The sequence below is a fragment of the Microvirga arabica genome, assembly GCF_016811235.1.
Taxonomy (GTDB): domain Bacteria; phylum Pseudomonadota; class Alphaproteobacteria; order Rhizobiales; family Beijerinckiaceae; genus Microvirga; species Microvirga arabica.
This window is the reverse complement of record NZ_JAFBID010000013.1, coordinates 70331-96449: the sequence shown is the minus strand read 5'-3', so window position 1 is coordinate 96449 and position 26119 is coordinate 70331. Positions and strand designations below refer to the sequence as shown.

The following is a 26119-nucleotide window of genomic DNA, read 5'->3' as shown; positions in this document are numbered from 1 at the left end:
CGGAGCGGCTTTTGAGGCCGCTCCGCCTTTTTACATTCAGCCGATGCTCAGATTCATTCTCACCCGCGTCAGCCTTATCATTCCGACCTTCCTCGGGATCACGCTGCTGGCCTTCTTCCTGATCCGCCTCGTGCCGGGCGATCCGATCGAAACTCTCGCAGGCGAGCGTGGCATCGATCCCGCCCGCCTGGAAGAACTGCGCAAGGTGTACGGCTTCGATCAGCCAATCCTCGTGCAGTATGGGATCTATCTCTCGCGCGTCCTCCAGGGAGACCTGGGCAAATCGATGATCACGCAGGAGCCGGTGCTGAGCGAGTTCTCGGCGCTGTTCCCGGCCACCATCGAGCTCGCCACCTGCGCGATCCTCTTCGCGCTTCTGCTCGGTCTTCCGGCCGGCATCATCGCGGCGATCAAACGAAACTCGATCTTCGACCATGGGGTCATGGGCATCTCGCTGGCCGGCTATTCCATGCCGATCTTCTGGTGGGGCCTGATCCTGATCCTGCTGTTCTCGGTGCAGTTCGACCTGACGCCCGTCTCCGGCCGCATCGACGTGCTGTACTACATCGAGCCGATCACCGGATTCCTTCTGATCGACACGCTCCTGTCGGATGAGCCGGAGGCCTTCTGGTCGGCGGTCAGGCACCTGATCCTGCCTACCATCGTGCTGGGCACCGTGCCGCTTGCGGTGATCGCCCGCATGACGCGCTCGGCGATGCTGGAGGTGCTGGGCGAGGACTACATCCGCACCGCCAAGGCCAAGGGCCTCTCCCGGTTCCGGATCGTCGCGCTGCATGCCTTGCGGAACGCTCTCATTCCCGTCGTGACCGTGATCGGCCTGCAGATCGGCGTGCTGTTCACCGGCGCGATCCTGACCGAGACGATCTTCTCCTGGCCCGGCGTGGGCAAATGGCTCATCGACGCCATCTTCCGGCGCGATTATCCCGTCCTGCAGGGCGGTGCGCTGCTGCTCGGCGTGGTGGTCATGAGCGTGAACCTCCTCGTCGACCTCGCCTACGGCCTCATCAATCCTCGCATCAGGCATACGCGATGACCACTGAAACCATGGAAGCTCCGGCTGTCGCAGCGCCGACGGCCACCCCTCCCCATCCCCTGCGTGAGTTCTGGGGCTATTTCAGCGCCAATCACGGCGCTGTTGCCGGTCTCGTGATCATCGTGGCCGTCGTGCTGATCGCGTTGCTGGCCGACGTGATCGCCCCTCACGATCCGAACCTCACCAACACCACCATCGCCCTGAAGCCGCCGTTCTGGCAGGAGGGCGGCTCGATCGCCTATCCGCTCGGCACGGATCCCATCGGTCGCGATATCCTGTCCCGCCTGATCTACGGGGCGCAGCTGTCGCTGCTCATCGGCATCGTGGTGGTGGCGATCTCCATCGCGATCGGCACCGTGCTCGGTCTCGTGGCCGGCTTCTTCCGCGGCCTGACCGAGATCTTCATCATGCGCCTGATGGACATCATCCTCACGCTGCCGAGCCTTCTGCTCGCCATCGTGATCGTGGCGGTGCTGGGCCCTGGCCTGATGAACGCGATGCTCGCGGTGGCCTTGGTGATTCTGCCGCATTACGTGCGCTTGGCCCGCGCGGCGGTGATTACCGAAACCTCCAAGGATTACGTGACGGCCGCCCGCGTCAGCGGCGCCGGCACGACGCGACTAATGTTCAAGGAAGTGCTGCCGAACTGCACAGCACCCCTGATCGTGCAGGCGTCGCTCGGCATCTCGACCGCGATCCTCGATGCCGCGGCCCTGGGCTTCCTCGGCCTTGGCGCGCAGCCTCCGTCGCCCGAATGGGGCACCATGCTGGCCGATGCCCGCGAGTTCGTTCTCCGCGCCTGGTGGGTCGTGACCTTCCCGGGTCTCGCCATCCTCATCACGGTGCTTGCCTTCAATCTTCTGGGCGACGGTCTTCGCGACGCCCTCGATCCAAAACTGAAGCGCTGATCATGGCTCTTGTTGAAATTGAAAATCTCTCGGTCGAATTCCCGACCCAGGGCGGCATCATGCGTGCCGTCGACGGCGTAAGCCTCAGGCTCGAAGAGGGCGAGGTTCTCGGCGTCGTGGGCGAATCCGGCTCCGGCAAAAGCGTCACGATGCTGGCCCTTATGGGCCTCATCCCCTTCCCTGGCCGGGTGCGGGCCGACAAGCTCGCCTTCAACGGCCGCGACCTCCTGACGATCTCAGACAAGGAGCGGCGCCAGATCACCGGCAAAGATGTCGCGATGATCTTCCAGGAGCCGACGACGAGCCTGAACCCGTCCTTCACGGTCGGGTTCCAGCTCACGGAAACCCTGCGCCTGCACGAAGGCATGGATCGCAAGGCCGCCGAGCGCCGGGCCGTCGAGCTTCTCGGACAGGTCGGCATTCCCTCGCCGGAAAGCCGGTTGTCCGCCTATCCGCACCAGATGTCGGGCGGCATGAACCAGCGCGTGATGATAGCCATGGCCATCGCCTGCAACCCGAAGCTGCTGATCGCGGACGAGCCCACCACCGCGCTCGACGTGACGATCCAGGCTCAGATCCTCGATCTGCTCATATCGCTCCAGAAGGAGCGCAACATGGGCCTCGTCATGATCACCCATAACATGGGCGTCGTGGCCGACACCGCGCAGCGCGTGATGGTGATGTATGCCGGGCAGATCATGGAGGAGCGCTCCGCCGTCGACCTCTTCGCCTCGCCGCAGCATCCCTACACGGCGGCTCTGTTGGCCGCTCTGCCGGAGCGCAGCGAAGGCGGGCGTCTCGCGACGATCCCCGGCGTGGTGCCCGGCCTCTACGACCGTCCCAAGGGCTGCCTGTTCAGCCCGCGCTGCGCCTATGCCACGGAGCATTCGCGCAACGTGCGCCCTGACCTACGCGCCTGGGCCGGCGGCCATATCCGCTGCCATTATCCCCTCGGCGACCCGAACCGGAACGCCGAGATTCAGCATGATCATCCCGTTGGAACGGAGGCTGCATCGTGAAGGCTCCCGTTGTCGAAGCCAAAGGCCTGAAGCAGGTCTATAAAATCAAGCGCGGCCTGTTCAAGGACCCGGCCGAGTTGCAGGCGGTCGGCGGCATTTCCTTTGCCATCGAGCCCGGCAAGACCCTTGCGGTCGTGGGCGAATCCGGCTGCGGTAAGTCCACGCTCGCCCGCATGGTGACACTCATCGAGAAGCCAACGGAGGGCGCACTCACCCTCGACGGCATCGATGCGGTCAACCCGCCTGCAAACTACGCCAAGGATCTGCGCCGCATGGTGCAGTTCGTATTCCAGAATCCCTACGGCTCGCTCAACCCGCGCAAGAAGGTGGGCACGATCCTGGAGGAGCCGCTGGCCATCAACACCAAGCTCTCAAGCTCGGAGCGCACCGAGCGCGCGCGGGCCATGATGGCGAAAGTGGGCCTGCGGCCTGAGCACTACAACCGCTATCCGCACATGTTCTCCGGCGGCCAGCGCCAGCGCATCGCAATCGCCCGCGCGCTGATGCTCTCGCCGAAGCTCGTGGTGGCGGACGAGCCGGTCTCCGCCCTCGACGTGTCGATCCAGGCGCAGGTGCTCAACCTTCTCGCCGATCTGCAGGAGGAGATGGGGCTTGCCTATCTCTTCATCTCGCACGACCTCGGTGTCGTCCGGCACATCGCCCATGACGTGCTGGTCATGTATCTCGGTCACGCAGTCGAGCATGGCCCGAAGGAGAAGATCTACGCGCGTCCGCTGCATCCCTACACGCAGGCGCTCCTCTCCTCCACGCCCGGCATCACCGGCGTGAAGCGCAAGCGCATCGTGCTCAAAGGCGAACTCCCCTCGCCGCTCAACCCGCCGAAGGGCTGCGTGTTCTCGACCCGCTGCCCGTATGTGACCGAGCGCTGCAAGGTCGAGCGTCCGGCCCTGCGGGAGCTCGACGGACGGAAGGTCGCCTGCCACTACGCCGAGAATTTCCTGAAGGGAGAAGCGGCCTAAATCATCATGCAGGCAACGGCAGCCGCTTGGCTGCCGTTGCCGCATCTGCACGCTCTGAACTGGCCGGGTCCGGCTGCTTCTCCTCGCCTGTGGCCACCTTCAGGCACTGCACCACCGCATCGCGTAGGGACGAGACGTAGTAATTGGCGCCGAGTTGGGTGCGCATCGTCTCGCTCTTCAGCACCGCATCCTCGGCGGGCCACAGGCCGACCAGGGTCGGAGCCTTGGCCTTCTGCTTGAGCCGCCGCAGCAAATAGCGCAGATGCGCCGGCGTGCCGCTGATCTCCAGATAGCTGATGCACACCATCTGCACGCCGGTCATGTCCAGGTTGAAGATCTGCCGGCGCGACACGGCCTCGTGCGGCACCACGCGGGTGCCGAGCCCGTGCTTGCTCAGGAGTTGAGCCAGCATCTCGGAGGCCGCTTCATCGAGGGGGCCGCGGCCTGCGATGCACAGGATCGCGCCGTCCGCTCTCCAGGCCTCCGGCACCCGGCTCTCCTCGGGCATCGGCTCAGGCACCGCCGGCTCCTTGTTGGCGGGCTTCTCGCTGGCCGGAGCCGCGACCGGCTCGTCCTCGGTGTCCTCCGGCTCGGGCTCCACATCGTCATGCCCACCCAGATCCTGCACCAGGGCGCGGATCACGTCCCTGACCTGATCGAGCTGGCGATGAGTGAGCACGCCGCGCGTCGCATCGTTGGCGGCAAGCTGCAGGCCCCTGAGGGCAACCTCATCGTAGTAGGACGTCAGCGAGCGCTCCTTGAGGAGAAGCTCCGCCGATTCCAGGGCCTCGTCCGGATCGCCCGCGAGCATGCGCTGGTAGAGGTTCTCCGCCGGCGTCAGCGCCGGTCTGTCGCCAAGCATCACATCGAGAAACTCGAGCCGCTCCACATGGCGCCCCAGCACCACGAGGCAGAGGGTCAGAGGGGTTGCGATCAGCAGGCCGACCGGCCCCCAGATCCAGGTCCAGAAGATGGCCGAGATCACGACGGCAAAGGATGAAAGGCCCGTGCTCTGCCCATAGACCACGGGCTCGACCACATGACCCATCATCGGCTCGCCGATCGCGTAGAATGCAAGCGTCATGAGAGCCATGGACCAGCCAGGATCGACGGCTGCGGCCAGCAGGATTGGTGGCACGGCAGCGAGAAACGAACCGATGTAAGGCACGAAACGCATGAGGGCCGCGAATACGCCCCATAGGATCGGGCTCGGCACCCCGATCAGCCAGAGACCTGCCGCTGCGACGACGCCGAAGGACGCGTTCAGCGCCAGCTGGGTCAGGAAGTAGCGGCTCAGGCGCCGCGCAGCATCGTCCATGGCGGCCGTGGCGCGATGCAGGTCGCTCGCCCCGAACAGGCGAATCATGCGGTCACGCAAATCCTCGCGCTGCATGAGGATGAAGATCAGCACCACAAACACGATGCCCATGGTGGCCAGCGGCTCGAGCAGGGGCAGAAGCACGTTCCTGGCGACCTGGGCCGGCGTCGGATCCGGCTCATGCACCTCCACCGGGAGAGGCTTCGGCTCCTCGGGAGGCGGGGGCGTGGCTGCATTGGGAGACGCGGGTGCCTGCTGCTCCGGCGGGGGCTCCGCCACGGCTTGGTCGAAGCGGCGGCCGAAATCCTTAAGGATCGCCGGCAGCTTGCCGAGCGACCCCTCGCGCAGGTGGCCGATCTTCGTCTCGATGGTGCTCTGATAGCGCGGCAGGTCGGTTGCTAGGCCGGCGACCTGGAACCCGATAACGGTCGCCAGGGAGATGATGATCCCGAGGGCGACCAGCACCGCGATGATGACGGCCGGCACCCGGCCCATGCGCCACCGGCGCAGCAGCTCGACGAACGGAGCAAGCACGAACGCCAGCAGGATGGCGAGCACGACGGGCAGGAACACCTCCCGCCCGACATAGAGCGCGGCCAGCACAACCACGCCCACGGCCAGGGTCAGCAGGCCGGAAAGCCCCGGGACGCCTGGGGGCTGGATCTCGGTCTCCGGAGAAGGCGCAGGAGTGGGTGCTGGACGCATTCAGGTGATCTCAACAGGCCGGCGAGACGATCCCGCTGGCCTGCAAACAACGTGCTCAAGCCTGAAACGATCCTCAACCTTGGCCGAAAGCTTGTCCGTTCGAAATGCTGGGACCTTTTGCCATCTGCAAGCGGCCGGCATGCGCACCCATTTCAAGGGCACGAAATTCCCGCCGAGCGGCTTTTAATCTCCCATGTCGATCACCAGACGCAGCCTTCTGATCGGGGCAGCCCTTGCTGTCTCCTCCAACGCCCAGGCCCAACAGGACAAGTCCCTCTCGATGCCTCTCACCGCACAGCGCAACACGTTCAAGAGCGGCGGCAAGGCGATTGCCGTTGAAACCTTTCAAGGCTCCGGCACTTCGCCTCGTCCCACGCTCCTCATGCTACACGGCGCCGACGGCCTGAGCTATAACAGCCAGTACCGCGAAGCGGCCCGCACCGTGGCGGCAGCCGGATATCAGGTTCACTTGGTTCACTATCTCGACCGCACGGGCGAGAAGCGGGCGTCGTTCAGCACCCTGTTCCAGAACTTCATGCCCTGGATGAGCACGGTTCAGGATGCCCTGACCTTTGCGGCGAATCATCCGGGTGCCGACGGGAGCCGGATCGGCATCGTGGGCATCTCCTTAGGAGCCGCCTTGGGGCTTGCCGTGTCGAGCACCGATCCGCGGGTGAAGGCGCTGGTGAACTATTTCGGGCCGCTGCCGCAGGGCGCGGTCGCCACCACCTCGCGCCTGCCGCCGACCCTGGTGCTGCACGGCTCGGCCGATCCCATTGTGCCGGTGGCGAACGCCTATGCGGTGGAAGCCCTGCTGCGCCAGCAGAACGTGCCGCACGAGGTGAAGGTCTATCCCGGCCAGGGCCACGGCTTCAGGGGCGCGGCGGAAGAGGATGCAACCCGCAGGGCTCTCGCCTTCCTGCAGCGCCACCTCGCCGGCAGTCGGGCTGCAATGGATTCAGACCCTCTTTCCGTGGATGGCTGACACGACCAAAGCATCGGGCCCAAAAGTGGACTTGCACTTTTGGGATCGAATCCGATGCTTCTTTCTAGGATGAGAGCATCGTGTGACTGGAAAACCGGGTCCACTTTTCCGCACGATGCTCTAAGACTTGAGGCCACCTCATCAACAGGCAGGAGCGATCATGACGGCTTCAGACGCGGCTCTCGCAGGCAATCCCCTTCTCACGCCATGGACGACCCCGTTCGGTCTTCCACCCTTCGAGAGCATCGCGCCGGAGCATTACAGGACGGCCTTCGACACCGCGCTCGCCGAGCAGCAGACCCAGATCGCGGCGATTGCCGAAAGCACGGACGCCCCCACCTTCGCCAACACCATCGAGGCCTTGGAGCGCAGCGGCCGGACGCTCAAGACAGTGGGCGGCGTGTTCTTCAACCTCGCGGGCTCGCACACCAACGACGCGCTCCAGGCCATCGAGCGCGAGATGGCGCCGGTTCTCGCCAAGCACCGCAACAGCATCTTCATGAACGAGGCGCTCTACCGGCGCGTGGCGGCGCTCTACGAGAAGCGCGAGAGCCTCGGTCTCAGCCCTGAGCAGATGCGCGTTCTCGACCGCTATCACACCATCTTCGTGCGCGCCGGCGCCAAGCTCGGCCCCGAGGAGAAGAAGCGGCTGGCCGCCATCACCGAGCGGCTGGCGAGCCTCGGCACCCAGTTCTCCCAGAACGTTTTGGCGGACGAGAAATCCTATCAGCTCGTCCTTGATGGCGAAGCGGATCTCGAAGGCCTGCCCTCCTTCCTGCGCGAGGCCGCCGCACAGGCTGCCGAGGAGCGGGGCTTGAAGGGCAAACACGTCATCACGCTCTCCCGCTCAAGCATCGAGCCGTTTCTGCAATTCTCCAAGCGACGCGACCTGCGCGAGCAGGCCTTCAAGGCCTGGGCGGCACGCGGCGACAATGGCAATGCGACCGACAACAAGGCTATCATCGCCGAGACGGCGGCCCTGCGCGCCGAGCGGGCGAAGCTTCTCGGCTACGAGACCTTCGCGGATTTCAAGCTCGCCGACACCATGGCGAAGACGCCTGACAACGTGACGAAGCTCCTGAACGACGTGTGGAAACCAGCCCGCGCCCGAGCGGAGCAGGAGCGCAAGGATCTGCAGGCGCAGGCGCAATCCATCGGCGACAACATCGCCATCGAGCCCTGGGACTGGCGCTATTATGCGGATCAGGTCCGCATGGCTCGGCACAATCTCGATGAGGCGACGATCAAGCCTTACTTCCAGCTCGACCGCATCATCGAGGCCTCCTTCGAGACCGCCCAACGGCTCTTCGGCCTGAGCTTCCAGGAATTGAAGGACTTCCCAAAATACCATCCCGACATTCGGGCCTGGCAGGTCATGGATGCGGACGGCCGGCATTTGGGCACCTTCATCGGCGATTATTTTGCCCGCCCGTCGAAGCGCAGCGGCGCCTGGATGAGCGCCTTCCGCTCGCAGGAAAAGCTCACCGGCGACATTCGCCCGATTATCGTCAACGTGATGAACTTTTCGAAGGGCGGCACGGGCGAGCCGTCGCTTCTCAGCTTCGACGATGCACGCACCCTGTTCCATGAGTTCGGCCACGGGCTGCACGGGCTTCTCTCGAACGTGACCTACCCGCTTCTGGCCGGAACGGCCGTGTCGACGGATTTCGTGGAGCTGCCCTCGCAGCTTTACGAGCACTGGCTCTCCCAACCCGACATCCTTCGCCGGTACGCAACTCATTATCGAACCGGCGAGCCGATCCCGGAAGAACTGCTCGAGCGTCTCATGGCAGCGCGCAACTTCAACCAGGGTTTCGCCACGGTGGAATTCCTCGCCTCGGCTTTCGTTGACCTCGAACTGCACCGTCGCAAGGATCTCAGCAACCTCGATGCATCGGCCTTCGAGGCGGAGACGCTGCAGAAGATCGGCATGCCGCGCGAGATCATCATGCGCCACCGCACGCCGCATTTCACGCACGTGTTCTCCGGCGACGGCTACTCGTCGGGCTATTACAGCTATCTCTGGTCGGAGGTGCTCGACGCGGATGCCTTCACGGCCTTCGAGGAGACGGGCGATGCCTTCAATCGCGACATGGCCGACAAGCTGAAGCGCTTCATCTACTCCGCCGGCAATCTGCGCGATCCGGCCGAGGCCTACACGGCCTTCCGCGGACGCCTGCCGACGGCGGACGCTCTCCTGGCCAAGCGCGGACTGGTGCTTACGGGTGCGGATGCTTGAGTGAGAAAAGTGGCGGGCTCGGCAGGGCCCGTCACGCCGTCCCGGTGACGGCTTCGCGCACCCGTCGCGGCATGTGAAGCCGGATGCGACTGATGCGGGGCTTATCCTTTGGGGTTACCTCGGAAGAGACGGGCGGGCGCAGGATGCTCTTGAGGAAAACCATTCCCTTGGGATCGATTTCCAAGGCTTTTGCATCGAGCACCGGCATGGGCGCCTTCCCCTACTGTTTGTGTTTGTCTGGAAACGCAACGCCTACAAAGAAGAACCCGCACCCGTGAGCAAAGTTCCCTGCGTCAGCGAGCGAACCTCAACTCGCTGACCTGGCGAGACACCTGTCCTGGCATCAGAAGAGACGACGGAAAATGGGCTTTATTGGGGCTGTCGGGGAAGCGCTGCGGCTCCAGGCAGAGCCCTCCGTGGCGGCCGTACCTGACTCCTTCCAGGCCTCGCACCGGCAGGTCCATCAGGTGACCGTCATAAAACTGAACACCGGGCTCCGTTGTCCAGAGTTCCATGGATACGCCGCTCTTGAGCGATGCCAGGGTCGCGGCATGCCGAAGCTCGCCATAGGGCCCATGAAGCACGTAGTTGATGTCGTAGAGGATGCGCTCCTGCATGAACTCGGCCGCGCCGATGGGCCGCAAGGTGGTGAAGTCGTAGCCGGTGTTCGCCACGCGCCGGACCTCCCCAGTCGGGATGAGATCGGGACGGGTCGGTGTGGTGTAGTCGGCGGCGATCATCAGGTGATGGGCGAGGATGTCCGCGCTGCCATCGAGGTTGAAATAGCCATGGGTGGTGAGGTTCACGGGCGTCGGCTGGTCGCAGGTGGCCTCCAGCACGATCCGCAACCCGCATGAGGGCAGGAGCGTGTAGGTGCAGGTAGCCACAAGCCGGCCCGGGTAGCCCATGTCGCCATCCTCCGACACGAGACTCAAGGTGACGCTGGCATCGGTGTGATCGACGAGGCTCCACAGCCGCGTGCCGAAGCCCATGCTGCCGCCATGCAGCTGATTGCGGCCCTCATTGGCATCGAGACGATGGGTCTCCCCGTTCAGGGTGAAGCACGCGCCACCGATGCGGTTGGCGTGGCGCCCGACGATGGCGCCGAAATAGGGGGAATGGGCAACGTAATCCTCGACGGAGTTGAGCCCGAGCACCACCCTCTGGGAGCCGGCCTTGGACGGCACGACGAGGTCGCGCACCACCGCGCCCCATGTCAGGACCTTCATCTCCATGCCGTCAGGACCGGCGAGCGAGACCTGCAGGACATCCTGCCCGTTGAGGGAGCCGAAGTGCTCGATGCTCATGGTGCCTATCCTTCGAAGATGTTGGTCTTCAGCCCGCGGATGCCGCCGGTCTCCACCTTGAAGAGGTGGCCCGCCATCACGTCGATCTGCGGATCGCGCCCAATGGCCGCAGTGGTGATGTAGAGCGTGGTGAGATCGGGCCCGCCGAAGGCGCATTTCGTCACCTGGGCGGTGGGAACCGACACGGTGCGCTCCACCGTGCCATCAGGAGCAAACCGCGTGATGCGCGAGGCGCCCCAGTGGCAGACCCACACATGGCCCTCCGCATCGACCGCCATGCCGTCCGGATGGCCCCAGCTCTGCTCGAAGCGCGCGAAGGGACGCGGCTCACCGATCTGCCCTTCGCCGGCATCGAGAGCATAGATCGTCTGGCCCGTCGTGTCGGTCGCGTAGATCCTCTGTCCGTCATGGCTAAAGGCTGGGCCGTTGGTAACCACGATGCCGGAATGGAACTGGGTCAGCTCCTTGCCGTCCCAGCGCCAGAAGGCCCCGGAGGCATTCTCCTCCTCGTCGTCCATGGTGCCGAAATAGATCGCTCCGTCCGGCCCCACATGGCCGTCGTTGATGCGGTTGCTGGGCTTGTCCTTGTCGGGAGACACGAGAGGCTCGACCGCGCCGGTCTTGAGGTTGAACCGGGCAAGACCCGACTTGAAGCCTGCGATCACCACATCCTCGTCAGGCGTCAGAGCGATGAAGCCGATCCGCTCGGGCGCATCGACCCGGAAATGCTCCTTCGTGTCCGGCCGGTAGCGCCACACCCCAGGGTTCTTGATGTCGACCCAGAACAGGGTGTTCGAGCGGTGATCCCACACCGGTCCCTCTCCCAGCACGCAGGCGCTGGCCACCGCCACATGAGGCGTTTCCGGGTGAACGGCTGGATGCGTCATGGCTTCCCCTTATAGGCTTGTGATGTGCTTCTCGCTGTGCCGGTAACTCCGGCGGTGTCCGATGGGTCCCGTTAGCTATGCGCTCTCGGCGATGCGCCGCGCCAGCCGCACGAGACCGAGGTCCGACCCGGCTGGCCCCATAATCGACAATCCCAGCGGAGCACCCGAGCGGGAGGCGAGCGGGATCGACACCTGCGGCAGGCCCGACAGCACCGACAGGCAGAGCAGGTTCAGGGCGTTGTTGCGGTAATCGTTCAGCGACTCGTCGCTCTCGGTGAGGAGCGGCGCGATATCGGGCATGGTCGGCAGGATCAGCACGGCCCCGTCGAGCAGGGCGCTGAACCGCTTGCGGAACGCAGCGCGAATCACCTGGGCTTCCGCGACCTGGCTGTCGGTCACGGCCCTGGAGAATTCGAACCGGTCGGCCACGCCCGGTCCGAGGGGCGGATGGTAGCGCTCGATCATCGGTCCATCGACCGTCCAGGCCTCCCGGCTCTGGATGTAGCGCATGGCCCAGTAGAGCGCCGTGAAGCCCTCGGTGGCGACATCGACCTCATCGGGTTCGCCAAGCACAGCCACGGCCCGGCGCCGGGCCGGCGCGAGCGCGTCCCGCACCTCTGCGTGCAGCAACCCAATGGCGTCCCGCGCCAGGAGCACCCGAGGCTTCTGTGGCAGAGGCGTCGTGTCCTCGCCCAGCAGCACCGCGCCCACCCGCTCGAAGGTGGCGCCGTCACGGGTGAAGTAGCCGCAGGTGTCGAACGAGGGGGCAAGGTCGTGGCAGAGTTCGAGGCTCACCCGGGCATGAGTCGGCCGAATGCCGAAGAGGCCGCAATGATTGGCCGGTGCCCGCACCGATCCGCCCGTATCGGTGCCGAGGGCGAAGTCGCACAACCCGTTCGACACGGCCGCCGCCGATCCGGAGGACGAGCCGCCAGGAATCCGGTCGGGCGCTCCGCCGTTCACCGGCGTGCCGAAATGGGCGTTCTTGCCGCTCATGGAGAAGGCGAGCTCGTCCGTGATCGTTTTGCCCACGAGGCGCGCACCGGCATCGAGGAGCTTCTGCACGGTTAGGGCGGTGCGGGTCTTGATGCCCGACATGGCGAGCATGTGGGGCGATCCCGCGCTCGTCGGATAGCCCGTGACATCGAACAGATCCTTGGCGGCAAAGGTCAGGCCGGACAGCGGCCCTGCCGGCGCATGGGGAACCGGAACGGCCGGATAGGGCATGAAGGCATGGGCGGGATCGCGGTCGAGGAGCATCGGTCTGTCACTTAAGGGAACGAAGGAGGTGCGAATGTGTCATCCTCTCCCGGTGAGGGGCAAGGCAGGATTTGAACAACCTTGGCAGTTTGTATCTTTCTTCTCGGCCCGGTTGGCCCTAAATCCAGGCACATTCGCGATGGAAGGGATGCCGTGATGGCGACGATATCGACGATCCGCTGGCTTGCTCTTGGAGCGGCGCTCGCCCTCGGAGCACCGGCGGCTCAGGCGCAGCAGGCTCCGATCAAGATCGGCGAGCTGAACTCCTATGCGCAGTGGGCGGCCTTCACGGTGCCCTACCGCAACGGCTGGCAGATGGCTCTGGACGAGATCAATGCCAAGGGCGGCGTGCTGGGCCGCAGGATCGAGATCATCTCCCGCGACGACGGCGCGACGACGGGCAGCGCCACGCGGGTGGCCGACGAACTCGTGAGCCGCGAGGGCGTCTCGCTCCTGTTCGGCTCCTTCCTGTCCAATGTCGGCGTCGCTATGGCCGACTATGCCAACCAGAAGAAGATCGTCTATATCGCGGCCGAACCGCTCACCGACGCCGTGACGATGGCTCAAGGCAACCGCTACACCTTCCGCATCCGGCCCAACAACTTCATGCAGGTCGGCATGCTGGTGGATCAGGCCAAGGCCTCCGGGGCCAAGCGCTGGGCCATCGTGGCGCCGAACTACGAGTACGGGCAGTCGGCAGCCGCCGTGTTCAAGCGCCTGATCCAGGAGCGGGTGCCCGGAGCCCAGATCGTCGCCGAGCAGTACCCGGCGCTCGGAAAGATCGAGGCGGGCGCCACCGCGTCCGCCATCGAGCAGGCCAAGCCCGACGGCATCTTCAACGTGCTCTTCGGCCCCGACCTCACCCAGTTCGTCCGTGAGGGCAACACCCGCGGGCTTTTCGAAGGCGCGACCGTTCTCTCGCTCCTGACCGGCGAGCCCGAATGGCTCCTGCCGCTCAAGGACGAGGTGCCCGAGGGCTGGACCGTGACCGGCTACCCCTGGGACGAGATCAAAGACCCGAAGCACAAGGCCTTCATCGACGCCTACCGCGCCAAGTACAACGACACGCCGCGCCTCGGCTCGCTCCTCGGCTACATGGTCATGACCATGATCCGCGACGCCATCGAGCGTGCCGGTTCCACAGAGACGGAAGCCGTGATCAAGGCGCTCGAGGACGCGAAATTCGACACCGTGATCGGGCCCGTCACCATGCGCGGCATCGACAACCAAGCCACCATGGGCGCCTGGGTCGGCAAGCTCGTGTTGAAAGGCGCTGCCGGCGGCATGACCGACTGGGCTTACAAGGACGGCGCCTCGTTCATGCCGACGGAGGCCGAGGTGAAGGCGGTTCGGAAGGACTAGCCGCGCCTTTACCCTCCTCTTGAGGGGGAGGGTCGACCGCAGGTCGGGGTGGGGTGGCACCACAACAGAAAACCAGTCATGTCGAACATCAACCGCTTCAGACGTGAGAGAGCAAAACAGCTTCGCTCGAATGCCGCCGAGCCGGAGCAGGCCCTCTGGCGCGCTCTGAAGAACATCTCCGTCTACGGCAGCCACTTTCGCCGCCAAGTTCCCATCGGCCCCTATGTGGCGGACTTTGCCTGCCTGAAGGCCCGTCTCCTCATCGAACTCGACGGCGGCCATCACTCTCATGATGACATTGCCGCCAAGGACGAAGCCCGTACCCGCTGGCTCGAAAGCGAGGGCTACCGCGTCATCCGCTTCTGGAACACCGAACTCATCGAGAACATGAACGGCGTTCTCGACACCATTCACGCGGCCCTGTATGGCTCGCCTCAATCCGAAGCCGTCGCGCTTCCCACCCCACCCCGGCCTGACGGCCGACCCTCCCCCTCAAGGGGAGGGTAGCCGGTGGACCCCGCCTTCCTCGCCGTTCAGGCCCTCAGCGGCCTGTCCAGCGCCTCCTCGCTCTTCATCACCGCCTGCGGCCTGACGATCGTCTTCGGCGTCACGCGGATCGTGAACTTCGCGCACGGTTCGCTCTACATGATCGGCGCCTACACGGCCGCGACCCTGGTGCCGCGGCTGCTCGAACTCTCCTTCGGGCCCGTGACCTTCTGGGCCGGCATCCTGGCCTCGGCGATCATCGTCGGCCTCATCGGCGTCATCATCGAGGTCCTGCTCCTGCGGCGCATCTACGGCGCGCCGGAACTCTTCCAGCTCCTTGCCACCTTCGGTGTCGTGCTCGTGGTGCAGGATCTCGTGGTGCAGGTATTCGGCCCGCAGGACATTCTCGGGCCACGCGCACCGGGCCTGCGCGCGCCGGTGGAGATTCTGGGACGACGCTTTCCCTCCTACGAACTCGTATTGATCGCCGCCGGCCCCATCGTGCTCGGCCTCGTGTGGCTTCTTCTGCGCAAGACCCGCTTCGGCGTCCTGGTGCGCGCGGCCACGCAGGATCGCGACATGGTGGCGTCGCTCGGCGTCAATCAGGCCCTGCTGTTCACCGGCACGCTGTTTCTCGGCGCGTTCCTTGCAGGCCTCGGCGGCGCGCTGCAGATCCCGCGCGTGTCGGCGAATACGGGCATGGACCTGTCGATCATCGCCGAAGCCTTCGTCGTCACGGTGGTGGGCGGCATGGGCAGCGTGCCGGGCGCCTTTCTGGCCGCGCTCGTCATCGGGCAGCTGCAGGCCTTCGGCATCCTGATCTTTCCCAAGAGCACGCTCGTTGTCGTCTTCCTGCTCATGGCCGTGGTGCTGGCGATCCGGCCTTACGGTTTCTTCGGACGCGCCGAAATCATTGGGGGCACTCACGCGGTGGGCATCGCAAGCCGCAGGCCGCTGGCGGGCCGCTCCTTCATTCTGATCACCCTCATGGCGATCCTCGCCGCCTTCCCGCTGGTGGCGGATGCCTATCTCCTGAAGGTGGCCACCGAGATCCTGATCTTCGCGCTTTTCGCCTTCAGCCTGCAGCTTCTCATCGGCGTCGGCGGCATCGTGAGCTTCGGCCATGCGGCCTTCTTCGGCCTCGGGGCCTATGGGGCAGCGCTCGCGGTCAAATGGTACGGGGTCTCGATGGAGGCGGCGCTGCCGCTCGGCCTTGCGCTGGCGGCACTGGGCGCCGCTCTGGTCGGCGCCTTCGTGGTGCGCCTGTCCGGCATCTATCTCGCCATGATGACCCTGGCCGCCGCGCAGATTCTCTATGCGGTCGCGTTCCAATGGGTGGAGGTGACCGGCGGCGACAACGGCATCGTGGGTGTCTGGCCCTCGCCCTGGGCAAGCGGGCCAATCCCCTACTATCTCCTGACCGCGGTCCTGACCGTTATCACGGTGCTGCTTCTGAAACGCATCATCGACGCGCCGTTCGGCTATTCCTTGCGCGCAGCCCGCGACTCGGAAGCCCGCGCGGAGGCCATCGGTCTCAAGATCCGCCAGCACCGCTGGTTCGCATTCACCATTGCCGGTGCCGCGGCGGGCCTTGCCGGCGGCATCTATGCGTTTTCCCGTGGCTCGGTCGATCCAAGCCTGCTTGGCATCTCCACCTCCGTGGACGCGCTCACCATGCTGCTGCTGGGCGGCATCCAGACCGTGATGGGGCCGCTCGTGGGTGCCGCGGCCCTGCACGGCCTGCGTGACTGGATCATGCCGCTCACGCCGCTCTGGCGGCTGCTGCTGGGCCTGAGCATCATCGCCATGGTTCTCATCTTCCCGCGCGGTCTTGTCGGCACCGTTCGCGACTGGTGGGGGGCGCGGACATGACGCTTCTTGCGGTACAAGGTCTGCACAAATCCTTCGGCGGCGTGGTGGCGGCACGCGACGTGAGCTTCACGGTCACGCGGGGTGAAATGCTGGCCATCATCGGACCGAACGGTGCCGGCAAATCCACCGTGTTCAACATGGTCGGCGGCCAGCTGCGGCCCGACCGCGGACAGGTTCTGCTCGACGGGCAGAACATCACCCACGCGTCGCCGCAGAAGCGCTTCCGCCGCGGCGTGGGGCGCACCTTCCAGGTGGCGCAGACCTTCCTGTCCATGTCTGCTGCCGAGAACGTCCAGATGGCGCTCATCAGCTGCTACCGCCAGAGCCACGGCCTCTGGAGCCCGGCTCGCGAGCGCCATCGCGACAAGGCCGTCGAGCTGCTCTCACGGGTCGGCATGGCGGAGGCGGCGGATACTCCGTGTTCCGCGCTCGCCTATGGCGACGTGAAGCGGGTGGAGCTCGCCATTGCGCTCGCCGGCCAGCCCAAACTGCTCCTGATGGACGAGCCCACCGCCGGCATGGCTCCGCGGGAGCGGGCGGCGCTCATGGACCTCACCGCTGCAATCGCCGAATCCCAGGGCATCGGGGTTCTCTTCACCGAGCACGACATGGACGTGGTCTTCGGCCATGCGGGCCGCGTGCTGGTGCTCCTGCGTGGCCAGATCATCGCCTCCGGAACGCCTGACGAGGTCCGGCAGGACGAGCAGGTCAAGCGCGCCTATCTGGGCGACGCGCGCGCCCTGGAGCCACTGAGAGGGGTGAGCCCCGCATGAATGCGCCGCTTCTCGAGGTCTGGGATCTCTGTGCCTTCTATGGCCGTGCCCAAGTGCTGTTCAACCTCACCTTCCGGCTCCAGGCCGGCGAGGTCATGGCCCTGGTCGGGCGCAATGGGGCTGGCAAGACCACCGCCTTGAAGGCGATCATGGGACTGGTTTCGGCCTCGGCCAGGCAGGCCACCTTCAAGGGACATTCCTTAGGCAAGCTGCCCACCTACAAGATCGCCCGGCTGGGCCTGGGCTACGTGCCCGAGGACCGGCGCATCTTCACCGATCTCACCGTCGAGGAAAACCTGGAGACAGGCCGCCGGCCGGCCGGCTCCGGCCGGTCCCCTTGGACGCCGGAGCGGCTCTTCCGGCTCTTTCCGAACCTCGCCGAGATGCGCGGCCGGCGAGGCAGCCAGATGTCCGGCGGCGAGCAGCAGATGCTGGCGATTGCCCGCACCCTCATGGGCAACCCGGATGCGATCCTGCTCGACGAGCCCTCCGAGGGCATCGCCCCGGTGATCGTCCAGATGATGGCCGAGGCGATCAGGGCCATGAAGGCGGAAGGCGTGGCCGTGCTGCTGTCCGAGCAGAACTGGGCCTTTGCGGCGGGCATCAGCGACCGGGCGTGCGTCATCGAACGCGGCGAAATCCGCTTCCAGGGCTCCATGGCTGAGCTTATGGCGAACGAGACCCTGAGGGCGGAGACCCTGGGGGTCTAAGCCCGAAACAAACGGGGCCTTAAACCATTGACGGAGCGGACTGAAAGTCCGATATCCAGCCCATCCGGCGCACCCTCCTGCGCCCCATCCCAGAATCCGCACGAAGGAATTCCCGCTTCATGGGCGTCATCCATGTGACCGACCGGGCCGGCCAGCGCCACACCCTCGACGCCATCGAGGGCTGGCGGGTCATGGAGATCATCCGGGATTGGGGCCTGCCCATCGAGGGCCTGTGCGGCGGAGCCTGCGAATGCGCCACCTGCCACGTCTTCGTGGCAGAGGAGTGGATGGACAAGCTCTTTCCCCCCACGGAGGAGGAGGAGGACCAGCTCGACACGGTGGTCACGAAGCCCAGTTCCCGCCTGTCCTGCCAGATCCTGTGGACCCCCGAACTCGACGGCCTGGAAGTCACCCTGGCGCCCACCGGCGCTTGATTGCCAGCCTGTCACATTGCCAAGACGGAGAGGCCGTGCTTTCGAAAAGGCCTCTCGAAGGAGCCTGTTTATGACCGACCATATCGAAACGGACGTCGTCATCATCGGTGCCGGGCCCGTGGGCCTGTTCGCCGTGTTCGAACTGGGCCTCCTCGACATTAAATGCCACCTCATCGACATTCTGCCGAAAGTGGGCGGCCAATGCGCCGAGCTCTACCCTGAGAAGCCGATCTACGACATTCCGGGCTTCCCGATGGTGACCGGCCAGGGCCTCGTCGACAACCTCATGGCGCAGGTCGAGCCGTTCAATCCCACCTTCCATCTCAACGAGATGGTGGAGAGCCTGGAATCCATCGGCACGCCCGAGGCGCCCCTGTTCCGGGTCAAGACCTCCGAGAACGGCACCACCTTCGTCTGCAAGTCGGTGATCATCGCGGCCGGCGGCGGCTCGTTCCAGCCCAAGAAGCCCCCGATCGACAACATCGAGGCTTACGAGGGCACGAGCGTGTTCTACGCCGTGCGCAAGATGGAGATGTTCCGCAACAAGAAGGTGCTGATCGTCGGCGGCGGCGACTCCGCTCTCGACTGGACCGTGAACCTGCAGCCCATCGCCAAGCGCCTCACCCTGCTCCATCGCCGTGACGCCTTCCGTGCCGCGCCCCACACGGTGGAGAAGATGCGTTCCCTGGTCGCCGCCGGCGACATGGACCTTCACCTCGGTCAGGTGAGCGCGCTCAAGGGCGACAATCACGTGCTGGAAGGCGCCGTGATCCGCAAGGACGACGGCTCGGAGCACCTTGTCGATTGCGACGTGATGCTGCCCTTCTTCGGGCTCACCATGAAGCTCGGGCCCATCGCCGAATGGGGCCTGAACCTGCATGAGAACCTGATCCCCGTGGATACGGAGAAGTTCGAAACCAATGTCCCGGGCATCTTCGCCATCGGCGATATCAACACCTATCCAGGCAAGCTGAAGCTCATCCTCTCCGGCTTCCACGAGGGCGCGCTGGCGGCGCAGAAAGTGCACCGCTACGTGTATCCGGAGAAGAAGCTCCTGTTCCAATACACGACCTCGTCCACGAGCCTGCAGAAGAAGCTCGGCGTCGCGGCTTAAGGTTTTCTGTACGAACTCCAGCTGTCATGGCCGGGCTTGTCCCGGTCATCCCGCTTCTGTAAAGCGCCGCACTCTTTTGATCGGGATCACCGGCACAAGGCCGGTGATGACGACGGAGGTGAATGCTCTGGATCCGGCCCACCTCCCCTTGCGAAGCGGTCCGGTTCCTGAAACTCTCAGGCCTATGACAAACGCCACCGATCTCACCCTCGGCCATCGCGTGATGGCGATGATCGAAGACCTCGCCCAGCATACGGACGAGCCCGGCCGCATCACGCGGCTCTATCTGTCGACCGCGCATCGCAAGGCTGCCGAAGCAACGCTCGGCCTGATGCAGGCGGCAGGGCTCGATGCGCATATCGATGCCCTCGGTTCGGTGATCGGCCGCATGGAGGGGACCGACTCCAACGCGCCCGCCCTCCTCATCGGCTCACATATCGACTCCGTCGTCGATGCCGGTCGCTATGACGGCAATCTCGGCGTCGTGCTCGGCATCGCCGTGGTCGAGGCCTTGAAGCAACAGGGGATCAAGCCTTCCTGTCCGATCGAGATCGTGGCCTTCGGCGACGAGGAGAACGTGCGTTTCCCGACCAATCTCTCAACCTCCCAGGCGCTTGCCGGCCGCTTCAACCCGGCATGGCTCGACGGGCGGGATCAGGACGGCATCGCACTGCGCGATGCTCTGATCGCCTTCGGGGGCGATCCGGACGGTGCTGTGGCGCTGGCCCGCGATCCGGCGCGCACTCTTGGCTATCTCGAGGTCCATATCGAGCAGGGCCCGCAGCTTGAGGCGCAGGACCTGCCGGTCGGCATCGTGTCCGCCATCAACGGAATTACCCGGGCTCGGGCTCACCTGATCGGCGAGGCAGGCCACGCTGGCACCGTGCCGATGACCATGCGCCGCGATGCATTGGCCGCTGTGGCCGAGATGATCGGCATCGTGGAGAGGGCCGGCTCCACGCGCACCGACACGGTGGCGACCGTGGGCGTGGCCCAGGTGCAGCCCGGCGCGATCAACGTCATTCCTGCGCGCGTCGACTTCACCCTCGATGCCAGAGCGCCGGACGATGCGGTGCGCGAGGCCATGGTGCAGGACATCATGGCCGAGTGCCAAGCGGCCGCGCAAAGGCGCGGCGTCGAACTCGTCATCGAGCCGTTCATGGATTCGCCCGCCACGCCCATGGACAAAGACCTGATCGAGCAGCTGGAGGCCGCCGTGCGGGGCCTCGGCATCGAGCCGCTTCATCTCGCTTCCGGCGCGGGCCACGATGCGGTGGCGATGGCCAATCTCTGCCCGTCCGCCATGCTCTTCGTGCGTTGCAAAGGCGGCATCAGCCACAACCCGGCGGAATCGATCACGGTCGAGGATGCGGATGCGGCAGCGCGGGTGCTGCTCGCGGCGGTCAAGCAGATCACTGCGTGAGACTCAATCGATGACACAAGTGCCCACACTCGCGTTCGTCGAGGACGACTCCGCGCTCCAGAAAGTCGTCCTTGAAGGCGTGCGCAGATTCAACAGAACGCTTTTTGCCAATCATCCGCCCGGCCAGGATCTCGCGATTGAAATCCGTGATCCGGAACGCAATGAGCCTGTCGGCGGCCTCTGCGGCCGAACGGCAGGCGGCTGGCTTGCCATCGAGCTGATCTTCGTGCCCGAGTCTTTCAGAGGCATGGGGCTTGCCACGCAACTGATTGCCATGGCCGAGGAGGAAGCAAAGCGCCGCGATTATCATTCAGCATGGCTCGATACGATGAACCCGCAGGCACTCACCCTCTACCAACGCCTGGGCTATGAGATCTTCGGTGAGCTCAAGGATTATCCGGTCGGCAGCAGCCGCTTCTTCCTGCAGAAGAAGCTCGCCCCCAAGATCTGAACATCAGCCCTTCCACTCGTCCGCCAGCACCGCCCAGCGTTCGTGATCGCGCCACTCGCCGTTGATCTTGAGATACCGCGGCGAGAAGCCCTCCTGGCGGAAGCCGAGCCGCTGCACGAGGGCGCGAGAGGGCTGGTTCGCAGGCTGGATGTTCGCCTCCACGCGATGCAGCCCGAGATCGCGAAAGGCGTGCGTGACGACGAGGCCCACGGCCTCCCGCATCAGCCCGCGCCCGTTCATCCCGGTCGTGCCGTAATAGCCCATATAGGCGCTCTGGAAGAAGTTACGCACGATCTCGCTCAGGTTCACCACCCCGACGATTCGTCCGCTCTCCCGCTCGCGGGCGATGAACCCCATGGAGCGCTCGCCATCGCAGCGGGTGAGATAACCGAGAAAGCTCGCATGATTGCGGCAGGGCGACACCCAGGGCTCGTGCAGGGCGATGCTGGCGAGGTTGGCCGCTACCAGCTCGGCGCCGTCCGAGGCTTGAACGGGGCGAATTGCAACGCGTGACAACATGAGGTTCATTCCGGCTTCAGGAACCATGCCATAGACCTGTCGTTGTCGTCAGCCCCCTCCTCCAACGATAAGGAATGGATCATGCGCGCCATCATTCTCCCCGCTTTCGCTCTTGTTTTCGGTGCAGGCCTCTTCGCCGCCCCACAGGAGGCTCATGCGCGCTTCAGCCCTGAGCAGATTCAGGCGCCGTCGCTGGTGGACAATGTGCAATGCGTGACGCGCCGCATCCGCACCGTGCGCCCCAACGGCCGCGTGGTCTACCGCACCGTGCGCCGGTGCGGAGTCCCCGCCTGGCAGCGCCGGGTGGATCGCTGCCGCACCATCCGCGAGCGCATCGTGCGCCCGAACGGCAATGTGGTCTACCGCACGGTGCGACGCTGCCGCTGATCAGCATCGCCTCCAAAAATCAAAGGCCCGGTCATCCCGGGCCTTTTTGCTTATTCCAGCTCGCCGATGGCGCCCTCAACCGCCTCGACGACAGCGCCGGAGCGCACGAGCTCAAGGGCCTGGCGCATCTCGGTTGCGTACCAGCGGTCGCCCTCGAGCGCCGGCGGAATGACGGCACGGATCGCTTCCATGGCGGCACGCGAGCCCTTGCCCAGCGGATAGTCGCCCGCGAGCGGCTCGACCAGCGTCAGCGCCTGGGCTGCCATCAGCAACTCGCCCGCCACGATCTGCTCTACGTTCTCCACGATTGTGCGGGCTTTCCGGCCGCACCAGGTGGAGTTGGAGATGTGATCCTCAGCGTTGGACTTGCCCGGGATCGAGTCCACCGAGCCGGGCGTCGCAAGCCCGCGGTTTTCCATGACCAGCGCCGACATGGAGCACTGCACGGTGGCAAAGCCCGTGTTGAGCCCGCGCTTGCCCGCGAGCAGGTTGCGCGGCAGCCCGTAGGACATGGTGGGATCGACGAGGCGTGCAAGCCGCCGCTCGGAGATGGTGCCGAGATCCGCCATGGCGATGGCCAGAAAATCCATGGCCTGCGCCATGTACTGCCCGTGGAAATGCCCGCCCGAGATCGACACGTAGCCACCCTGCCCGTCGTCGAAGATGAGCGGGTTGTCGGTAGCGGAGTTCATCTCGGTGCCGATGATGCGCTCCACATACTCCACCGCCTCGATGACAGGCCCATGAACCTGCGGCGTGCAGCGCAGGGAATAGACGTCCTGCACGCGGGGCGATGCGGGCTGGCCGGGCTGGCGCGGCTCGTCGGGAAAGACGATGTCGCGGGCCGATTGCGAGCAGCGCTTCGTGCCGTCGAGGATGCGCAGGAGATTGCGCGCGACCTTGGCCTGGCCGGGGTGTGGACGGGCCTTGTGCACGCGGGGATCGAAGGCAGCCAGCTCGCCGCGCATCGCTTCCAGCGACAGGCACATGGCGATATCGGCATGCTTGAGCAGGCGGCGTGCATCGTGGGTGGCGAGAGCACCGAGCGCCAGCGACGTGGTCGAGCCGTTGATGAGCGCGGAGGCGTCCTTCGCCCCGAGCTCGAAATCGGGATCGAAGCCCGCGAGACGAATGGCGTCACGCGCCGGCATGACGCGGCCCTGATAGATCATGTCGGCCTCGTCGAAGCCGCAGACCGCACCGGCCATGTGCGCCAGCGGCGCGAGATCACCCGAGGCGCCGACGGACCCTTTCTGCGGGATCACCGGATGCAGGCCCGCATTGATGAAGGCGATGAGCCGCTCGACAAGCTCGACCCGTGGGCCGGAATAATTGGACGCGAAGGCGTTGGCGCGCAGGAGCATCATGGCGCGCGTCACATCCTCGGCAAAGGGCTCGCCGACGCCGGTGGCGTGCGCATAGACGGTCTTGCGCTGGTACGCCGCCATGTCGGAGATCAGCACGCGCTGGTCCTTGAACAGGCCGACGCCGGTGTTGAAGGCATACATGAGCGGCGCGTCGTCATGCATCCAGGTGCGGTCGATGTAATCCCGCGTCGCGGCAATCCGCTCACGCGCCTCGGAAGCCAAGGCCGCCTGCGCGTAGGCCCCCTGAGCATCGCGGCGCGCCACGCGCACCACGTCCTGAATGCCGAGAGTGGCCCCGTCGAGCTTGACCGTCATCGCTGTTCCTCACGTTGAACCTAAAGGGATACCGGGGGTTCGGATGCGGTGCAACCGCTGCGTCGCGGCGCTGCTTCTCAGCGTCATCCCGGACGGCGCAAGCCGATCCGGGACCGCTTTCCGAATGAAGCGCCTGAACCTCAACCTTGTCATCCCCGCGCAGGCGGGGAGATCCAGAACCGCCGACATCTCAGGAAAGGCGATCAGCGTCGCGCCTTGTCCGGCACCGTCGGCTTCTGGATCCCGGGCTCGGCTGAAGCCGCCCCGGGATAACAGTGCCAGGCTAGTTTGCGCGATCCCGGATCGGCTTTGCCGTCCGGGATGACGGTCTCTGTCAAAGAGCCAGCACCGTGTGGCCCGCAGCGTGAGCTGCGAGCCTGTGGGTAGGATCGAGGGTGGCGCGACAGGCAGCCCGGCTCGATGATGAATGGTGAAAGGGAAGAGCCGGAATGCCTCTTCGCGCACGGCTTCTTTAGGAGGACAAGCGAGGCCAGCCCGGTGACCGCCTCAGGCGGGGTCCGTCTGCTCGACGGGGGCCTGAGACCGATTCCGACCACCGGCCCACAGCCTGGGCCTCCCGCCAGACCCGCTTGCGAGGCAAGCCTGCGAGACCGTGCCTGCCTCCACACTGCGACGCCTCGCGAGCGCGCCCCCCGACAGAGGCAGGTCTACGCAACCTTATAGCCGAGCTTGCAGCAACAGTCAAGAACAAAGTGAGAACATGCACGCGCCCCCTGCTCGTCATGGCCGCACTTGTTGCGGCCATCCACGTCTGCAATCCCTTGCGTCTCCCTCTGCTCCTCAGGATGAGGTCTATCAAGCGGAACACGAGGGAAGACGCGGATCCCCAGAACTGATCCCCGGATCAAGTCCGGGACGGGGATGACGGGGAGAGTGTCAGGACTGGAGAGGGCCGGAGCGCAGCGGAGGGGAAGGGAATCCATAGCACCGAGCGTGTAAGTGGATCCCCTTCCCGGCCTGCGGCCGCCGGGGATGACAGCGGCGCTCCTTAATCAAAACAAAAAAGGCCCCGGGGCATGCCCGAGGCCTGTAATGCGCAGTGGACCAGCCGAAGCCGTAATTACACCCGGCCGAGACGCTTCGTGGTCTGCGGGTCGAAGAGGTGGACGTTGCCGGGATCGACCGCGAGCGTGAGCTTGCGGGTGTCCGCCGGCAGCTGGCCGGTGGAGGCCTGGACGATGAACTCCGCGCCGGCGACCTTGCCGTGGAAGAGCTGGGTGGCGCCGAGTTCCTCGACGAAGTCCACATCCATGGACAGCGAGCTCGTGCCGGTGCCGCCCGCCTGCACGTCCTCGGGCCGCAGGCCCACCTCGATGGCGGAGCCCGGCGTCAGGCCGTCGCGCATGTCGGTGACGGCGATCGACTGGCCGCCGACGGAGACGCGGCCGGGGCCTTCCACGGTGCCGGGCAGGATGTTCATGGGCGGAGAGCCGATGAAGGTGGCCACGAACCGGGTCTCGGGACGGCGATACACCTCGGCAGGGGTGCCGACCTGCTCGATCTGGCCGCCGGACATCACCACCAGCTTGTCGGAGAGGGTCATCGCCTCGACCTGATCGTGGGTGACGTAGATCGACGTGACGCCGAGGGCCCGCTGCAGGCGCTTGATCTCCACGCGCATCTGAACGCGCAGCTTGGCGTCGAGGTTGGAGAGCGGCTCGTCGAAGAGGAACACCTGCGGCTTGCGCACGATGGCGCGGCCCATGGCGACGCGCTGGCGCTGGCCGCCGGAGAGCTGGCGCGGCTTGCGGCCGAGGAAGGACTCGATGGCGAGGATGCGGGCCGCTTCCTTCACGCGCTTCTCGATCTCGTCCTTGGGCGTGCCGCGGTTGCGCAGGCCGTAGGCCATGTTGTCGTAGACGCTCATGTGCGGGTAGAGCGCATAGTTCTGGAACACCATGGCGATGTCGCGGTCGGCGGGCTCGACCTGGTTGACCACCCGGTCGCCGATCTTCACCTCGCCGCCGGAGATCGTCTCTAGGCCGGCAATCATGCGAAGCAGCGTGGACTTGCCGCAGCCCGACGGACCGACGAGCACGCAGAAGGAGCCGTCCTCGATGCCGAGCGACACGCCCTTCACGGCCTCAACATTGCCTGCGTAGATCTTCCTGACCGTATCCAGCGTCACCCCTGCCATCGTACTCTTCCTTTTAACCGTGGCCCGCTCGGCTCAAAGCGTCGGGCGAAAATCGTTCAAGCTTTTCGAGAAGAAGCCCTCACGGC

General features: G+C 65.4%; 24 protein-coding genes. 16 read left to right on the top strand and 8 right to left on the bottom strand.

Going from position 1 to position 26119, the window contains the following annotated elements; genetic code table 11:
* Positions 1–43 precede the first annotated feature (43 nt).
* From JQC81_RS09615 to JQC81_RS09600, 4 genes are read left to right on the top strand one after another with little or no spacing between them, the layout of a single operon-like run.
* Positions 44–1054, top strand: a complete 1011-nt coding sequence (locus tag JQC81_RS09615) for an ABC transporter permease subunit (RefSeq protein ID WP_203271592.1) — start codon at positions 44–46, stop codon at positions 1052–1054.
* Positions 1051–1962 carry an ABC transporter permease subunit gene (locus tag JQC81_RS09610; protein WP_203271591.1) on the top strand — a complete coding sequence of 304 codons (912 nt, stop codon included), beginning with the start codon at positions 1051–1053 and terminating at the stop codon, positions 1960–1962. Before JQC81_RS09615 ends, JQC81_RS09610 begins: the two co-directional genes overlap by 4 nt.
* Before the next feature lie 2 nt (positions 1963–1964).
* Positions 1965–2981, top strand: coding sequence for an ABC transporter ATP-binding protein (locus tag JQC81_RS09605; protein WP_203271590.1), 1017 nt, complete (start codon positions 1965–1967; stop codon positions 2979–2981).
* A complete protein-coding gene (locus JQC81_RS09600) occupies positions 2978–3961 on the top strand; it encodes a peptide ABC transporter ATP-binding protein (RefSeq protein ID WP_203271589.1) in 984 nt (327 codons plus the stop codon). Before JQC81_RS09605 ends, JQC81_RS09600 begins: the two co-directional genes overlap by 4 nt.
* A gap of 4 nt (positions 3962–3965) precedes the next feature.
* Here the strand turns inward: JQC81_RS09600 and JQC81_RS09595 are convergent, their stop codons facing one another.
* The gene (locus tag JQC81_RS09595; protein WP_203271588.1) at positions 3966–5984 is read right to left on the bottom strand and encodes an AI-2E family transporter; all 2019 of its coding nucleotides are present in this window, start codon (positions 5982–5984) and stop codon (positions 3966–3968) included.
* 193 nt (positions 5985–6177) lie between these two features.
* Here JQC81_RS09595 and JQC81_RS09590 point away from each other — a divergent pair, with 193 nt between their 5' ends.
* Both JQC81_RS09590 and JQC81_RS09585 read left to right on the top strand, forming a co-directional pair.
* Entirely contained in the window at positions 6178–6969 is a 792-nt protein-coding gene (locus JQC81_RS09590) for a dienelactone hydrolase family protein (protein WP_246520330.1), read from the top strand.
* A gap of 160 nt (positions 6970–7129) precedes the next feature.
* The gene (locus tag JQC81_RS09585) at positions 7130–9208 is read left to right on the top strand and encodes a M3 family metallopeptidase (protein ID WP_203271587.1); all 2079 of its coding nucleotides are present in this window, start codon (positions 7130–7132) and stop codon (positions 9206–9208) included.
* A 31-nt stretch (positions 9209–9239) separates the two neighbouring features.
* Here JQC81_RS09585 and JQC81_RS09580 read toward each other — a convergent pair whose 3' ends face one another.
* From JQC81_RS09580 to JQC81_RS09565, 4 genes are all read right to left on the bottom strand, one after another.
* Complete coding sequence (locus tag JQC81_RS09580) at positions 9240–9416, bottom strand: hypothetical protein (RefSeq protein ID WP_203271586.1); 177 nt, start codon at positions 9414–9416, stop codon at positions 9240–9242.
* A gap of 85 nt (positions 9417–9501) precedes the next feature.
* Positions 9502–10515 (bottom strand): aldose epimerase family protein, encoded by a 1014-nt coding sequence (locus JQC81_RS09575; protein ID WP_203271585.1) that lies wholly within the window; start codon positions 10513–10515, stop codon positions 9502–9504.
* Positions 10516–10520: 5 nt separating this feature from the next.
* Positions 10521–11402 (bottom strand): SMP-30/gluconolactonase/LRE family protein, encoded by an 882-nt coding sequence (locus JQC81_RS09570; protein WP_203271584.1) that lies wholly within the window; start codon positions 11400–11402, stop codon positions 10521–10523.
* A gap of 75 nt (positions 11403–11477) precedes the next feature.
* Positions 11478–12662 (bottom strand): amidase, encoded by a 1185-nt coding sequence (locus tag JQC81_RS09565; protein WP_203271583.1) that lies wholly within the window; start codon positions 12660–12662, stop codon positions 11478–11480.
* Positions 12663–12818: 156 nt separating this feature from the next.
* Between JQC81_RS09565 and JQC81_RS09560 the strand changes: the two genes are divergently transcribed.
* The 9 genes from JQC81_RS09560 to JQC81_RS09520 all read left to right on the top strand — a co-directional run bounded on the left by JQC81_RS09560 (position 12819) and on the right by JQC81_RS09520 (position 21287).
* Complete coding sequence (locus JQC81_RS09560; RefSeq protein WP_203271582.1) at positions 12819–14024, top strand: ABC transporter substrate-binding protein; 1206 nt, start codon at positions 12819–12821, stop codon at positions 14022–14024.
* A gap of 78 nt (positions 14025–14102) precedes the next feature.
* Positions 14103–14531, top strand: coding sequence for an endonuclease domain-containing protein (locus tag JQC81_RS09555; protein WP_203271581.1), 429 nt, complete (start codon positions 14103–14105; stop codon positions 14529–14531).
* Positions 14532–14534: 3 nt separating this feature from the next.
* Positions 14535–16382: an ABC transporter permease gene (locus tag JQC81_RS09550; RefSeq protein ID WP_203271580.1), complete on the top strand. Its 1848-nt coding sequence runs from the start codon at positions 14535–14537 to the stop codon at positions 16380–16382.
* Positions 16379–17155 carry an ABC transporter ATP-binding protein gene (locus JQC81_RS09545; RefSeq protein ID WP_203271579.1) on the top strand — a complete coding sequence of 259 codons (777 nt, stop codon included), beginning with the start codon at positions 16379–16381 and terminating at the stop codon, positions 17153–17155. The genes JQC81_RS09550 and JQC81_RS09545 overlap by 4 nt, the downstream gene beginning before the upstream one ends.
* The gene (locus tag JQC81_RS09540; RefSeq protein WP_203271578.1) at positions 17152–17865 is read left to right on the top strand and encodes an ABC transporter ATP-binding protein; all 714 of its coding nucleotides are present in this window, start codon (positions 17152–17154) and stop codon (positions 17863–17865) included. The genes JQC81_RS09545 and JQC81_RS09540 overlap by 4 nt, the downstream gene beginning before the upstream one ends.
* Before the next feature lie 119 nt (positions 17866–17984).
* Positions 17985–18299 (top strand): 2Fe-2S iron-sulfur cluster-binding protein, encoded by a 315-nt coding sequence (locus JQC81_RS09535; RefSeq protein WP_203271577.1) that lies wholly within the window; start codon positions 17985–17987, stop codon positions 18297–18299.
* Positions 18300–18369: 70 nt separating this feature from the next.
* Complete coding sequence (locus JQC81_RS09530; protein WP_203271576.1) at positions 18370–19413, top strand: NAD(P)/FAD-dependent oxidoreductase; 1044 nt, start codon at positions 18370–18372, stop codon at positions 19411–19413.
* A 184-nt stretch (positions 19414–19597) separates the two neighbouring features.
* Positions 19598–20836 (top strand): allantoate amidohydrolase, encoded by a 1239-nt coding sequence (locus JQC81_RS09525; protein ID WP_203271575.1) that lies wholly within the window; start codon positions 19598–19600, stop codon positions 20834–20836.
* A complete protein-coding gene (locus JQC81_RS09520; protein ID WP_246520329.1) occupies positions 20787–21287 on the top strand; it encodes a GNAT family N-acetyltransferase in 501 nt (166 codons plus the stop codon). The genes JQC81_RS09525 and JQC81_RS09520 overlap by 50 nt, the downstream gene beginning before the upstream one ends.
* A gap of 3 nt (positions 21288–21290) precedes the next feature.
* Here JQC81_RS09520 and JQC81_RS09515 read toward each other — a convergent pair whose 3' ends face one another.
* Positions 21291–21806, bottom strand: coding sequence for a GNAT family N-acetyltransferase (locus tag JQC81_RS09515; RefSeq protein ID WP_203271573.1), 516 nt, complete (start codon positions 21804–21806; stop codon positions 21291–21293).
* A 42-nt stretch (positions 21807–21848) separates the two neighbouring features.
* Here JQC81_RS09515 and JQC81_RS09510 point away from each other — a divergent pair, with 42 nt between their 5' ends.
* Positions 21849–22193: a hypothetical protein gene (locus JQC81_RS09510; RefSeq protein WP_203271572.1), complete on the top strand. Its 345-nt coding sequence runs from the start codon at positions 21849–21851 to the stop codon at positions 22191–22193.
* Between the two features lie 50 nt (positions 22194–22243).
* Here JQC81_RS09510 and JQC81_RS09505 read toward each other — a convergent pair whose 3' ends face one another.
* Together JQC81_RS09505 and JQC81_RS09500 are read right to left on the bottom strand one after the other, a co-directional pair.
* A complete protein-coding gene (locus tag JQC81_RS09505; protein WP_203271571.1) occupies positions 22244–23875 on the bottom strand; it encodes an HAL/PAL/TAL family ammonia-lyase in 1632 nt (543 codons plus the stop codon).
* A gap of 1081 nt (positions 23876–24956) precedes the next feature.
* The gene (locus JQC81_RS09500; protein ID WP_203271570.1) at positions 24957–26033 is read right to left on the bottom strand and encodes a sn-glycerol-3-phosphate import ATP-binding protein UgpC; all 1077 of its coding nucleotides are present in this window, start codon (positions 26031–26033) and stop codon (positions 24957–24959) included.
* Between the last annotated feature and the right edge of the window lie 86 nt (positions 26034–26119).

What these genes read in the sequence shown, in the direction of transcription:
- JQC81_RS09615 (WP_203271592.1), top strand. Translation starts at nt 44, where the DNA reads ATGCTCAGATTCATTCTCACCCGCGTCAGCCTTATCATTCCGACCTTC.
- JQC81_RS09610 (WP_203271591.1), top strand. Translation starts at nt 1,051, where the DNA reads ATGACCACTGAAACCATGGAAGCTCCGGCTGTCGCAGCGCCGACGGCC.
- JQC81_RS09605 (WP_203271590.1), top strand. Translation starts at nt 1,965, where the DNA reads ATGGCTCTTGTTGAAATTGAAAATCTCTCGGTCGAATTCCCGACCCAG.
- JQC81_RS09595 (WP_203271588.1), bottom strand. Translation starts at nt 5,984, where the DNA reads ATGCGTCCAGCACCCACTCCTGCGCCTTCTCCGGAGACCGAGATCCAG.
- JQC81_RS09590 (WP_246520330.1), top strand. Translation starts at nt 6,178, where the DNA reads ATGTCGATCACCAGACGCAGCCTTCTGATCGGGGCAGCCCTTGCTGTC.
- JQC81_RS09585 (WP_203271587.1), top strand. Translation starts at nt 7,130, where the DNA reads ATGACGGCTTCAGACGCGGCTCTCGCAGGCAATCCCCTTCTCACGCCA.
- JQC81_RS09580 (WP_203271586.1), bottom strand. Translation starts at nt 9,416, where the DNA reads ATGCCGGTGCTCGATGCAAAAGCCTTGGAAATCGATCCCAAGGGAATG.
- JQC81_RS09575 (WP_203271585.1), bottom strand. Translation starts at nt 10,515, where the DNA reads ATGAGCATCGAGCACTTCGGCTCCCTCAACGGGCAGGATGTCCTGCAG.
- JQC81_RS09570 (WP_203271584.1), bottom strand. Translation starts at nt 11,402, where the DNA reads ATGACGCATCCAGCCGTTCACCCGGAAACGCCTCATGTGGCGGTGGCC.
- JQC81_RS09565 (WP_203271583.1), bottom strand. Translation starts at nt 12,662, where the DNA reads ATGCTCCTCGACCGCGATCCCGCCCATGCCTTCATGCCCTATCCGGCC.
- JQC81_RS09560 (WP_203271582.1), top strand. Translation starts at nt 12,819, where the DNA reads ATGGCGACGATATCGACGATCCGCTGGCTTGCTCTTGGAGCGGCGCTC.
- JQC81_RS09555 (WP_203271581.1), top strand. Translation starts at nt 14,103, where the DNA reads ATGTCGAACATCAACCGCTTCAGACGTGAGAGAGCAAAACAGCTTCGC.
- JQC81_RS09545 (WP_203271579.1), top strand. Translation starts at nt 16,379, where the DNA reads ATGACGCTTCTTGCGGTACAAGGTCTGCACAAATCCTTCGGCGGCGTG.
- JQC81_RS09540 (WP_203271578.1), top strand. Translation starts at nt 17,152, where the DNA reads ATGAATGCGCCGCTTCTCGAGGTCTGGGATCTCTGTGCCTTCTATGGC.
- JQC81_RS09535 (WP_203271577.1), top strand. Translation starts at nt 17,985, where the DNA reads ATGGGCGTCATCCATGTGACCGACCGGGCCGGCCAGCGCCACACCCTC.
- JQC81_RS09530 (WP_203271576.1), top strand. Translation starts at nt 18,370, where the DNA reads ATGACCGACCATATCGAAACGGACGTCGTCATCATCGGTGCCGGGCCC.
- JQC81_RS09525 (WP_203271575.1), top strand. Translation starts at nt 19,598, where the DNA reads ATGACAAACGCCACCGATCTCACCCTCGGCCATCGCGTGATGGCGATG.
- JQC81_RS09520 (WP_246520329.1), top strand. Translation starts at nt 20,787, where the DNA reads ATGCGGCAGCGCGGGTGCTGCTCGCGGCGGTCAAGCAGATCACTGCGT.
- JQC81_RS09515 (WP_203271573.1), bottom strand. Translation starts at nt 21,806, where the DNA reads ATGTTGTCACGCGTTGCAATTCGCCCCGTTCAAGCCTCGGACGGCGCC.
- JQC81_RS09505 (WP_203271571.1), bottom strand. Translation starts at nt 23,875, where the DNA reads ATGACGGTCAAGCTCGACGGGGCCACTCTCGGCATTCAGGACGTGGTG.
- JQC81_RS09500 (WP_203271570.1), bottom strand. Translation starts at nt 26,033, where the DNA reads ATGGCAGGGGTGACGCTGGATACGGTCAGGAAGATCTACGCAGGCAAT.